Consider the following 12,490-nt stretch of genomic DNA (forward strand, 5'->3'; position numbering starts at 1 on the left):
GGCCAGGATGGGGGCCAGCTTCTCCATGACCCAGGGGGCGCTGAGCGCGTCCGGGTAGGCCATGGCGGAGGCGAGGGTGTTCTTGGAGGGGATGACGGCGAAGTTCTTCCGCTTCACCACGTCGAGGGAGCGGAAGAGCTTGTTGCTCTCCAGTTCGTCGGCGGAGAGCAGGCCCTCGTCGCCGAAGGGGTAGGTGAGAAGCAGGAGATCGGCCTCCAGCTGGTCCAGGTTCTCCAGGCTGACGGCCTTGTTCTTGGCGTCGTAGTTCTTGGAGAGGGGGCTCTTGCGGAGGCCGAGCTGTTCGAAGGCGCCGGGGTCCTGGCCGTCGTAGGACATGTAGGTGATCTGCTCGGGGTGGATCACCGCATAGGTGTATGTCTTCCCCTTGAGCTGCGGGTTCGCGGCGGCGGCGTCGGTGACGGCCTGCTCGCCCGCGGCGATGACCTTCGTGGCCTCGTCGGTCATACCGAGCGCCTTGGCGGCGGTGAGCAGCCGGTCCTGCCAGGTGAGGGTGTCGGCCTCCGCCTTGTCGGCGAAGGTGACGACGGGGGCGATGGGGGTCAGCTTCTGGTAGTCGGTCTCCATCGACCAGGTGTTCATGCCGAGGATGAGGTCGGGGTCCTCGGCGGCGATGGCCTCGTAGTCGGTGCCGTCGGCGTCGTCGTAGGTCTTGAGCTTTCCGGCGCCGAGCTTGTCGATGGCGCGCTGCTTGTACTCGGGGACGGGGCCGCCGTCCTCGGCGTCGGGGGTGATGACGGGTACGAGACCGAGGGCGAGCGCGATGTCGGTGTCGCCGTCGGAGACGGTGGCGACGCGGACGGGCTTCTTCGGGACCTCCGTCGAGCCCCACGCGTTGGCGAGGGTGACCGGGAAGGCGCTCTTCCCGGAGGCGGTGGCGGGGGTGCCCTTCCCGCTGTCGGTCGCGTCGTCGGAGCTGCCGCAGCCGGTGACGAGGGCGAGGCACGCTACCGCGGCCACCAGCACCCGGGCCCTGCCACGGTGTCCGGCGGGTCGTGCGAGGCGGTTCATGTTCATCTCTCCTGCGTGAGGTGGCGACGGCCGAGGGGGAAGATCTGCGGCCGGTCCGTTCGGGGGTGGGTCACGACGACGCATTCCAGGCCGAAGACCTCGGCCACGGTCCGTGCGTCGAGCACCTCGGCCGGCGGGCCCTGGCGTACGACGCGGCCGTCGCGCAGGGCGACGATCGTCGCGGCGTACAGGGCCGCCTGGTTGAGGTCGTGGGAGACGAGCACGATGGTCTTGCCGGTCCGTTCGTTGAGATCGGCCAGCAGGTCCATCACCTCGATCTGGTGCGCGATGTCCAGATAGGTGGTGGGCTCGTCGAGAAGGAGGGTCGGGGTGTCCTGGGCGAGGGCGAGGGCGATCCACACCCGCTGGCGCTGACCGCCGGAGAGCTGGTCCACGGGCCGGTCGACGAGTTCGGCGGTGCCGGTGGCGAGCAGGGCCTCGGCGATGACCGTGTCGTCGGCCTCGGTGCGCCGCCGGCCGAACCGGCGGTGGGGGTGGCGGCCCCGCCAGACGAGGTCGCCGACGGTGATGCTCTCCGGCGCGATCGGGGTCTGTGGCAGGACACCGAGCCGACGGGCCACCTCACGGGTGGGCAGGGCGTGGATGTCGGCGCCTTCGAGCAGGACGGAGCCGGAGGCGAGGGGGAGGAGCCGGGCGATCGACTTCAGCAGGGTGGACTTGCCGCAGGCGTTGGGGCCGACGAGCGCGGTGATCCGGCCCGCCTCGATCCGCAGGGACAGTTCCTCGATGATGTGCGTACCGCCGTATCCGGCGCTGATGTCCTGGGCCTCGATGCTGTGGCGGGCGCGCTCGGGGGCCGTCGCGGTGGCGGACGCCGTCGTCGCGATGGCGGAGGCCGCATCGGTGGCGAAGGCCGTGTCGGTGGCGAAGGCCGTGTCGGTGGCGTTGGCCGCGTCGGTGGCGAAGGCCGCGTCGGTGGCGAAGGCCGTGTCGGTGGCGGGGGCCCTCGTGGTGGCGGAGGCCGTATCAGTGGCGGTGTCAGCAGCGGTGGTGTCGGCGGGGCCGGTGGCGGCGGGGTGGGTCACGGGGTGGCTTCCTGTCTGCGCCGGAGTATCAGCCAGACGAAGTAGGGCGCTCCGAGCAGCGCGGTGAGGACCCCGGTGGGCACCGGGCTGATCAGGGGGGCGTTCTGGGCGAGCACGTCGGCGGCGATGACGAGCACGGCGCCGATGGCCGGGGCGAGCGCGGTGGCCCTGTCCTCGCCCACCAGGCGCTGGGCGATGGGCCCGCTGACGAGGGAGACGAAGCCGACGGGTCCGACGACGCTGGTCGCGAGGGCCGCGGCGGCGGCGCCGACGAGGAGGGCCGCGACCCGGGCCGGTGCGACGCGGGTACCGAGGCCGGTGGCGAGCTGGTCCCCGAGGGTGAGGCTCTGGAGCGGCCGGTGCAGCAGCGCGGCGGCGGGCAGACAGATCGCGAGACCCACGGCGAGGGTGGTGACGCCGTCCCAGTCGGCACCGTTCACACTGCCGATCAGCCAGCGCATGGCGATGGCGATGCTCTGCTCGTCGGCGGCGGTCAGCAGGTAGTTGGTGTACGCGGTGCACACGGCGCTGAGTCCGATGCCGACGAGGACGAGCCGGTAGGTGTCGACTCCGCCGCGCCAGCTGAGCGCGTGGACGGCGGCGAGGAGGAGGAAGGATCCGCCGACGGCGGCGAGCGGCGCGCCGAGCGCGAACGCGGCCGGGGCGTACAGCAGGACGGTGATGGCTCCGGCGGCGGCGCCCGCCGAGATGCCGACGATGTCGGGGGTGGCCAGCGGATTGCGGATGAGGCGCTGGTAGAGGGCGCCCGCGAGACCGAAGAGGGCTCCGGCGAGCAGGGCGGCCAGCGCGCGCGGCATCCGCAGCTGGAAAATCATGTAGTCGGCCAGGCCGGTGCGCAGTCCGAAGGCGGCGGGCAGGACGTCGGCGGGGGCGACGCGGCCGACTCCGCCGAGGAGGACGGAGGCGGCGGTCAGGGCGACGAGGAGGACAGTGAGGATCCCGGCCACGAGGGCGGTCCTGCGGCGGCGGGCGCGGCGTCCGGCGCGCAGGCGGGTGAGGGTGCCGGTGCGGTCGGGGGCGGCGGACGGCGGCGTGTGGCCCGCGGGCTCCTGTCCCTGCGGAGCCTCTCCCTGCGGGGCCTGTCCCTGCGGGGCCTCTCCCTGCGGGGCCTCTCCCTGCGGGGCCTGTCGCCTCAGGCCCTTCTCGTGGTCAGGCTGCCGCGGGTCCCGCTTCTCCGGGTCCTGTCGCAGAGTTGTGGTCGTCATGGTCGTCCTCACATCCGCACCAGGTCGCGGTGGCGGGCCAGCCACACGAAGAACGGGGTGCCGACGACAGCCGTCATGACGCCGACCTGGATCTCCCCGTGGTCGGCGACAAGCCGTCCGACGGTGTCCGCGCCGGTGAGGAGTACCGCGCCCAGCGCCATGGACAGTGGCAGGGACCATCGGTGGTCAGGTCCGACCAGCATCCGGGCGCAGTGGGCGGCGACCAGGCCGACGAAGGCGACGGGGCCGACGGCCGCGGTGGCCGACGCGCAGAGCAGGACCGCGACGGCGGCACTGGCGAGCCGGGCCCGCTCCACCCGGACCCCGAGTCCGCGCGCGGTCTCGTCGCCGAGGCCGAGGATGTTCAGCGTCCGCCCAAGCGGCAGTGCGAGCAGCAGCGCGACGGCGACGAACGGAATGATCTCGCCCAGGATCGGGGCGCGCCCGGTGAGCTGGCCGATGGACCAGAAGCGGAGGTTGGCGTAGGCGGCCGGGTCCCGGACCACCATCAGGGTGATCAGCGAGGACATCACGGCGGCCAGGGCGACCCCGGCGAGTACCAGTCCGATGGCGGAACTGCCCGCGTTGGTGCGGGTGCCGATGAGATAGACGAGTCCGGCGACGACCCCGGAGCCGATGAGGGCCATCCAGAAGTAGCCGTGCACACCGGTGACTCCGAGGAACATGATGCCGAGGACGACGAACATGGCCGCGCCCTGCTCGATCCCGAGGATGCCGGGGTCGGAGAGCGGGTTCATGGTCAGCGCCTGCATGATCAGTCCGGAGGCGCCGAGCGCGGCGCCGACCGCGAGGCCCAGGAAGGTCCGGGGGATGCGCTCGGTCCACATCACCTGGGAGTTGTACGCCTCCCCGCCCGGGTCGAGCAGGATGCGGACGATCTCCAGCGGCGAGATGTCCCGGGATCCGAGTCCGATGCTCGCGATCAGGGTGGCCACCACCGCGACGGCGGCGAGCGCTGATACGGCCGCCCCCCGGGAGAGGCGGGTCCTTGCCGGTGGCGATGGCGCGGGCACCGGCGGGGACGTAGTCGTCATGGGTCTTTCGGCTCCTCGTCTTACGTATGCGAAGTTAGGCTAGCCTTACCTCGCTTTCGGCGATCCAAGCCGGAGGCGCATGACTCACACTCAGGGGTCACACCGACCCCGTGACCTGGGGGGCGGCATGACAGGAAGCGCCGAGGACGACTACATCGGGGCGGGCGGCCACCCGACACATACACACGATTTCCACCAGTTCCTCCATGTACCCCTGGGGCGGATCGTCGTCAGGGCCGAGGGCGTGGACCGCGCGCTGTCACCGTCGGTGGGCCTATGGCTTCCGGCCCACCTGCCGCACAGCGCCCGCTTCGACCCCGACGCGCTCGTGATCAGCGAGACCTTCGACACCGCGCGCCACCCACTGCCGTACGAGGGCGCCACGGTCGTGCACGTCGGCGAGGCGCTGCGACGGCGGCTGCTGGCCCGTACGCGCGGCGCCGGACCGGACGACGCGGCCCTCTTCGCCGAGCTGACGACCGGCCCCGAAGACCGCCTGCCGCTGCCCGAACCCACCAGCCGCGCGGCCCGCGCGGTGGCGGACGGGCTACTGCTCCACCCCGACGACCCACGCACGGCGGAGGAGTGGGCGCGGGGGCTCTACACCAGCTCGACGAGTCTGCGGCGGGCCTTCCGGGCGGAGACCGGAATCGCGTTCTCGGAGTGGCGCACCCGGCTGCGCCTCAACCGGTCACTGGAGTTCCTGACCGACGGGCACCTGGTCGCCACGGTCGCCGCCCGGGTCGGCTTCACCAGCACCAACGGCTACATCCTGGCCTTCCGGAAGCACTTCGGGCGCACCCCGGGCGCCTACATACGAGAGTGGGCCGAGGGCCCGGCCGCCTAGCCAGGCCGTCACTTTCGGAGCTCGCCGGGCTCGCGTGCCTTCCCCAGCCACCGCACCTCCCCCCTGGGCCTTCGGGCACGGATGGGGGTCCCCCCGGGCGAAGCCTGGGGGCCCCATCCTCCGCCTTGCGATCCTCCCCCTGGACCTTCGGCCCGGGAGGGACCCCCCGCACCCGACCCCGCTCCCCGACCCGGCCTGATCCACAGCGCAGGACCCAGGGGTGGCGGCACCACCCGGGCCGCAGGCCCCGGGGGCAGTACCGGGCGTCGGGGGCCAGGCGGAACTTCGCGGACACGACCTGGCGCCGCGACCGGGACACCGGCTCGCGACGCCCCGCAGGGGCGCCCTCCTGCGCCTGGCGACCCGAGGGGTGAGAGAGGTGCGCCATGGGGCGCGAGGCGGACGGGAGCCCAGCCGGAGTGGCGGCGCCACCGGCAGATCCCTCCGCACGAAGCGGAGAAGGGCCCCCAGAGCGGCGCGATGAGCAGGACACCCGCCGCCGACCGGAGAGATCCACGTCACGTTCGCGAACCTCCGCGACACAGACACGAGGCGCCCGTCGCCCAGGAACCACGGACGACCAGGGCCCCGCACGGCCCGGTTTCCCCTGTCGCGGGCCCAACACCCCGCCTTGGCTGGACGGTTAGGGTCGGCTAAGTTGCGTGATCATCGCCAGCCGCGCCCATGCCAGCCGTTCGTACGGCCTGTTCGCCATCCCCTCCGGCCCCGCACACGACACCGCGCTGGGCTGGTAGGCCGTCGCCGGGCCGGGCTCGGCCCGGCGCGGATCGCCCGATCACGGCTGTCGGACAACCACCCGCCCCCCAGGCATTTCTGACGCCACGTCAGTCCACATACGGCACGGAACCCGGCACACAGGGGCGCTTGACACAACGCCACCCATAGGTGAACTTAGGTAAGCCTTGCCTCACTAACAGGGCCTGTCGCCCATGAGCCCCGGCGCCCGACCCGTCCGCGGCGACCGGTGCCCGCCCCGGGCCGGAGCACTCGCCATGGGCGCCGCGACCACCCGAGCCGCCCGTACGGCCGGTCCGCCGGGCCCCGTCAGCCCCACCGGATCCACCAACCCCACCCCGGCGCGCGCCGCGCGCCTCCCACCCAAGGAGAAGGAACATGACCGCGACCAACCCCTTCGAAGACGACGACGCCCGCTACCTGGTACTCGTCAACGACGAGAACCAGCACTCGCTCTGGCCCGCCTTCGCGGAAGTGCCGACAGGCTGGACCGTCGTGCACGGCGAGGACTCCCGGCAGGGCTGCGCCGCGTACGTGGACGAGAACTGGACCGATCTGCGCCCGGCCAGCCTCGCCGCGGCGGGCTGACCCGCCGCCCACGCGGAGCGCCACCAGACCGGACCGAAGTGCCACCAGGCCGGACCGGAGCGCCACCGCGCCCTACGCGGTGGCACGTGTCAGGGAGTGCCGGACGTGGCATATCGCCACCCCGATCACCTTCCCGCTCCCCTGGAGTTGACATGCGCGCCGGCCACCTGACCAGGCATCGCCGACCCGCTTGACTCCGACCGAGAATTGATAGTTAGGTAAGCCTTACCTAACTAACCTCATCTGGCTGATGACCATCGCCGCGCCGGACATTCACCACCGCGCGGGGAGAGGACGAGCGACCATGGCCGAGACGGCCGGACAGCGGACCTTCGCAGTGGAGAGGCTGGCCCAGGACATCGCCGACGTGCTCTACGCCGAGCCTGGCGAGATCCCGGCGGACGCCGATCTGCTGGAGTTCGGGCTCGACTCGATCCGGCTGATGACCCTGGTGGAGAAGTGGCGCGCGGACGGCGCCCGGATCGGCTTCGTCGACCTGGCCGAGCGTCCCACGCTCGCCGCGTGGGCCGAGCTGCTGACGACGGCGGGAGGCACCCATGCGGGCGCGTGACCTCCTCATCGACATCGGCCCCCTGCGCACCAGCCCGGACTTCCGCGCCATCTTCATCGCCCGGGTCGTCTCCCTCTTCGGGCTCGGCATGGCGTCGGTGGCGCTGGCCTTCCAGGTCTACGACCTGACCGGCTCCACCTTCAAGGTCGCCGTGGCCAGCATGGTCATGAGCGTGACCGTGCTCCTGGGCTCGCTCTGGGGTGGCTGGATGGCGGACCGGGCGGACCGCAAGCGGCTGATCGTCGGCGCCCGCGCCGCCGCCGCGCTCGCCTTCGCCGGTCTCGCGGCCAACGCCTTCCTGACGGACCCTCAGCTGTGGGCGATCTACCTCTGTATCGCCTGGGACGGGCTGGCCACCGGGGTGAGCGTGACCGCGCTGATGGCGGTCGCGCCCACCCTGGTCCGCCCGGACCAGCTGCCCGCCGCCGGGGCGCTGATCTCCCTCACCGGGGAGATCGGTTCGATCACCGCGCCGCTCCTCGGCGGTCTGCTGCTCGCCACGGGCGGCCCCGGCCCGGTGTTCACCGTCGCCGCCGTCACCACCGCGGCCACCACCGTGCTCATCTCCCGGATCCGGCCACTGCCACCCGTCAGCGACCCGGACGAGAACGACACCACCGATGGCACCAAGGGCAGCAAGGGCAGCACCGAACTCGCCGGGCTCAAGGACAACGGCTCCCCGCTGGTCGCGCTGCGGTACGCGCTGCGCAACCGGGTCCTCGGCGGACTGCTGGGCCTCGGCGGTGTGATGGCCCTCTTCAACCTGCCCGTGGTCCTCTTCCCCGAGATGGTGGACAAGGAGTTCGGCGGGGGCGAGGTCATGCTCGGACTGCTCTACACCGCCCCGGCCATCGGCTCGGTCGTCGTCTCCGCCACCAGCGGCTGGATCGGCCGCACGGGCCGCCCCGGCGCGCTGCTCCTGGCCGCCGGTTTCACCGGCGGACTCGCGACCCTGGGCTTCGGCCTCAGTGACCACATCGCCGTCGCCGTACTGATGCTGGTCGTCTGCGGCGCCACGGGAACGGTGTACGAGATCCTGGAGTACGCCCTCGTCCAGCACAACACGCCCGACCGGCTGCGCGGCCGGATCGTCAGCGTCATCACCGCCCAGGGCACCACGGGCGGCGTGGCGGGGGACGCCGAAGTCGCCCTGCTCGCCCGCTGGTTCAGCCCGGGGGCCGCCGCCGTCGTCAACGGTGCCGTGTGCGCGGGCGCCGCCGCGCTCGTCGCCCTCCTCGTCCCCGGACTGCGCCGGGCCACCCTGCCCCACGAGGACGACCCCGAGAACCGGGACGAGCCCGCGAACAACGAGCCCGCGAACGGGGACCGGGACCGGGAGGCCCACCAGGGCGAGACCGCCCCCGCCACCACCGGCTGACCCCGCCCCGCCCGCACCTGCCATCACACCACCCGCACCCGCCCCACCGGCGACGCGCCCCGAACTCCCTTCCGCCGTCCGCGGCCGATCCCCGATCACCGCGTGCCCACACTGGAGCAAGATCCATGACCGAGCGTGCTCTGCGTCGTCTCCCCCTCACCGGGGCCCAGACCGGTGTCTGGTACAGCAGTCGGCTCACCCCCGAATCCCCGGTCTACAACGTCGGCCAGTACATCCGTATCGACGGACCGGTGGACGCCGCCCTGCTGACCGAGGCCGTGCGGCATGTCGTCGGCGAGTGCGAGGCGCTGACCGTGCGCTTCGAGGAGGACGGGGACGGGCGGCCGTGGCAGCTCCCGGCCGACGGCCCCTGCACCGGCCCGGTCCTGGAGGTCATCGACCACCACACCGGTCCGGACCACGACCACACCGACCACAGCCGCCCGGACTTGGAGGTCACCGACCACACCGGCCCGGTCCTGGAGGTCACCGACCACACCGGCCCCGGCACCATCGGCCCGGATCACGACGGCACCACCGACCCGGTGGCCGCCGCCGTGGCGCTGATGCGCGCCGACATGGGCCGACCCGCCGACCCGGCGGCCTCACCGCTGTTCGCGTTCGCGCTGCACCGCGTCGGCGCCGACACCTGGCTCTGGTACCAGCGGGTCCACCACATCGCGCTCGACGCGTACGGCTTCTCGCTGCTCTCCCGCCGGGTCGCGGAGGTGTACTCGGCGCTGGCGGGCGGCGCGGAGCCCGGCCCGTCGCCGTTCGGCGCGCTCGCCGACGTGGTCGCGGAGGAGGAGGCGTACCACGCCTCCGAGCGCCGGACCGAGGACCGGGAGCACTGGCTGGCACTGCTCGCGGACCGGCCCGAGCCCGAGCCGCTGGCCGGTTCCGTCCACCCGGCCGCCGCGACCTTCCTGCGGGAGGGGGCCGTCCTCTCGCCCGACACCACCGCCGGGCTGCTGGACATCGCCCGCGCGGCACGCGCGAGCTGGGCCGATGTCATGACGGCCGCCTTCGCGGCATTCCTGCACCGCTCCACCGGCGCCCGGGACGTGCTGCTGTCGATGCCCGCGATGGCCCGGCTGGGCTCCACGGCGCTGACCGTGCCCGCGATGGTGGTGAACGTGCTGCCGCTGCGGGTGCCCGTACGCCCCGGGCTGACCCTCGCCGCCCTGACCGCCGACGTCGCCGCCCGGGTCCGCGACCTCCGCCGCCACCAGCGCTACCGCGCCGAGGACATCCGGCGCGACCTCGGTCTCGTCGGCCGCGAACAGGGCGTGCTGGGGCCCCTGGTGAACATCAAGGCGTTCGACACGGCCCTCGACTTCGCGGGTGCCCCGGGCACCGTCCACAACGTGGCCGCCGGGCCGGTCGACGACCTCACCCTCGGCCTCTACCACGATCCGACGCGGGGGCGGATCCGCTTCGAGCTGGACGCCAACCCGGACGCCTACGACCGGGACACGCTCGCCGCGCGCGGCGCCGAGTTCGCCCACTTCCTCCGGGAGGCCGCGGCGGCCGGGCCCGGCGCCGCCGTCGCACGGCCGGAGCTGCTGGACGCGGACGCGCGGCACGCGCTGCTGGAGGAGGTCAACGCCACCGCGCGCCCGGTGGCCCCCGACACCCTCGTCGACGCCTTCGCGGAGCGGGTACGCACCGACCCCGGCGCCGTCGCCCTCATCGCCGACGGCCGCGCCCACCGCTACGCCGAACTCGACGCGCGCGCCAACCGGCTGGCCCGGCTGCTCACCGCGCACGGCGTCGGACCGGAGACCTTCACCGGTATCGCCCTGCCGCGCACCGACGACCTGCTGGTGGCCCTGCTCGCCGTACTCAAGGCCGGTGGCGCCTATCTGCCGCTGGACCTGGACTACCCGGCGGAGCGGCTGACGTACATGGTCCGCGACGCCGCGCCGGTGTGTGTGCTCACCACGCTGGCCGCCGCGCCGGGAGCGCCCGACGAACCGGGTTCACCGCTCATCGTCCTCGACGCGCCGGACACGCTCGCGGCACTCGACGACCTCTCCCCCGCGCCCCTGGACACCGACGGCAGGGACGGGCGCCAGCCGGCGTATGTGATCCACACCTCGGGTTCGACGGGCCGCCCCAAGGGAGTCGTGATCCCCCACGACGCGCTCGCCAACTTCCTGCGGACGCGGGAGCGCGCGCTGGGGCTCGGGCCCGGGGACACCCTGATCGCCGTCACCACCATCTCGTTCGACATCGCCGCCCTGGAGCTGTGGGTCCCGCTGATCAGCGGCGCCACGGTGGTTCTCGCGGACCGGGACACCGTGCGCGACCCGGCCGCCCTCGGCGCGCTCGTGGCGGCCCACCGGCCCGCCGTGATCCAGGCGACGCCGTCGCTGTGGCAGGCGCTCCTGGAGCAGGAGGAGCCGCCGCCGCTGACGGGGACAGCCGTCCTCGTCGGCGGTGAGGCTCTGCCCGCCGCACTGGCCGAGCGGCTGGCGGGCGCGGCGCGGAGCGTCACCAACGTGTACGGGCCGACCGAGGTCACCGTCTGGGCCACGGCCAGAGTGCTGGACCCCGGGCACACGGGTACGCCCGACATCGGCGAGCCGTTCTGGAACACCCGCGCCTATGTGCTCGACGGCGCCCTGCGGCCGGTGCCCGCCGGGCGCCCCGGCGAGCTGTACCTGGCGGGCGCACAGCTGGCACGCGGTTATCTCGGGCGGCCCGGACTGACCGCCGAGCGGTTCACGGCGGACCCGTATGGCGCGCCCGGCGCGCGGATGTACCGTACGGGCGATCTGGCGCGCCGCCGCCCGGACGGGCGGATCGACTATCTCGGGCGCGCCGACGACCAGGTGAAGGTGCGCGGCCACCGGATCGAGCCGGGGGAGATCGAGAGTGTTCTCGGCGCTCCGGCGGAGGTCGGCCGGGCCGTCGTGGTGGTGCGCGGGGAGGGCGAGGCGCCCGGCGGACAGCATCTGGTGGGGTATGTGACGGCGGCGGGCGACGGGCCCGCGCCCGACCCCGCGCGGCTGCGGGAGCTGACGGCCGGACGGCTGCCCGCGTACATGGTGCCGTCGGTGGTGGTGGTGCTGGACGCGTTCCCGCTGACCGCGAACGGGAAGGTGGACCGGCGGGCGCTGCCCGCGCCGGATCTGTCGGGGCTGGTGACGGCGGGCGCGCGGGCGCCGCGCGACGCCCGCGAGGAGATCCTGGCCGGGATCCTCGGCGAGGTGCTGGGGCTGGGGTCGGTCGGCCCGGACGACGACTTCTTCGACCTGGGCGGGCATTCGCTGCTCGCGGCCCGGGTGATCGCGCGGGTGCGGACCGCGCTCGGGGCCGACTGCGGTATCCGGGACGTCTTCGAGGCGCGGACGGCCGCCGCGCTGGCGGAGCGGCTGACCGGGCGGGGCACGGCGGGGCGGGTGCCGCTCACGGCCGGGGTCCGGCCGGACCGTCCGCCGCTGTCGCACGCGCAGCGCCGGCTGTGGTTCCTGCACCAGTTGGAGGGGCCGAGTGCCACGTACTCCATTCCGTTCGCGGCGCGGTTCGCGGACGCCCTCGACACGGTGGCCCTGGACGCCGCGCTGGGTGACGTGGTCGCGCGGCACGAGGCGCTGCGGACGGTGTTCGAACAGTCCGACGGGGGCGGCGAGCCGTGGCAGCGGGTCCTCGATCCCGCTGATCCCGCCGTGGCGGAGGTGCGGCCGCGGATCGTGGAGGCGCCCGAGGAGCGCTTCGACGCGGAGACCGCCGCCGCGCTGGCCCACCCGTTCGACCTGGCGGCGGAGGCACCGGTCCGGGTGACGGTCCTGCGTGACCCGGTGGGCGGCGCGCACGCGCTGGTGGTGCTGCTGCACCACATCGCGAGCGACGAGTGGTCGATGGGCCCGTTCCTGCGGGATCTGGAGCGCGCCTACACGGCGCGGGCGGCGGGCCGGGAACCGGACTTCCCCGACCTTCCCGTCCAGTACGCGGACTTCGCGCTCTGGCAGCGCGACCTCCTCGGCGA

Annotated in this window: 9 protein-coding genes; 5 read left to right on the forward strand and 4 right to left on the reverse strand. The window is 73.5% G+C overall.

The window, feature by feature from the left end; all coding sequences use genetic code 11:
* From ACFVIM_RS26555 to ACFVIM_RS26570, 4 genes are all read right to left on the reverse strand, one after another.
* On the reverse strand, nt 1-1,029 hold a 1,029-nt coding region (locus ACFVIM_RS26555; protein ID WP_384306103.1), incomplete at its 3' end, for an ABC transporter substrate-binding protein.
* Between the two features lie 2 nt (nt 1,030-1,031).
* Complete coding sequence (locus ACFVIM_RS26560; RefSeq protein ID WP_384306123.1) at nt 1,032-1,877, reverse strand: ABC transporter ATP-binding protein; 846 nt, start codon at nt 1,875-1,877, stop codon at nt 1,032-1,034.
* A 194-nt stretch (nt 1,878-2,071) separates the two neighbouring features.
* Nucleotides 2,072-3,301, reverse strand: a complete 1,230-nt coding sequence (locus ACFVIM_RS26565) for a FecCD family ABC transporter permease (protein ID WP_384306106.1) — start codon at nt 3,299-3,301, stop codon at nt 2,072-2,074.
* 8 nt (nt 3,302-3,309) lie between these two features.
* Nucleotides 3,310-4,356, reverse strand: coding sequence for a FecCD family ABC transporter permease (locus ACFVIM_RS26570; RefSeq protein WP_384306109.1), 1,047 nt, complete (start codon nt 4,354-4,356; stop codon nt 3,310-3,312).
* Nucleotides 4,357-4,483: 127 nt separating this feature from the next.
* On the opposite strand from ACFVIM_RS26570, the gene ACFVIM_RS26575 reads away from it, so the two are divergent.
* The 5 genes from ACFVIM_RS26575 to ACFVIM_RS26595 all read left to right on the forward strand — a co-directional run.
* Entirely contained in the window at nt 4,484-5,203 is a 720-nt protein-coding gene (locus ACFVIM_RS26575) for an AraC family transcriptional regulator (RefSeq protein ID WP_384306111.1), read from the forward strand.
* Nucleotides 5,204-6,337: 1,134 nt separating this feature from the next.
* A complete protein-coding gene (locus ACFVIM_RS26580; protein ID WP_384306114.1) occupies nt 6,338-6,547 on the forward strand; it encodes an MbtH family protein in 210 nt (69 codons plus the stop codon).
* Between the two features lie 304 nt (nt 6,548-6,851).
* Nucleotides 6,852-7,118, forward strand: a complete 267-nt coding sequence (locus ACFVIM_RS26585; RefSeq protein ID WP_384306116.1) for a phosphopantetheine-binding protein — start codon at nt 6,852-6,854, stop codon at nt 7,116-7,118.
* A complete protein-coding gene (entS, locus tag ACFVIM_RS26590; protein WP_384306118.1) occupies nt 7,105-8,496 on the forward strand; it encodes an enterobactin transporter EntS in 1,392 nt (463 codons plus the stop codon). The genes ACFVIM_RS26585 and entS overlap by 14 nt, the downstream gene beginning before the upstream one ends.
* A 125-nt stretch (nt 8,497-8,621) precedes the next feature.
* On the forward strand, nt 8,622-12,490 hold a 3,869-nt coding region (locus tag ACFVIM_RS26595; RefSeq protein ID WP_384306120.1), incomplete at its 3' end, for an amino acid adenylation domain-containing protein.

Origin of the sequence: Streptomyces sp. NPDC057638, assembly GCF_042800315.1 — a bacterium.
Classification (GTDB): domain Bacteria; phylum Actinomycetota; class Actinomycetes; order Streptomycetales; family Streptomycetaceae; genus Streptomyces.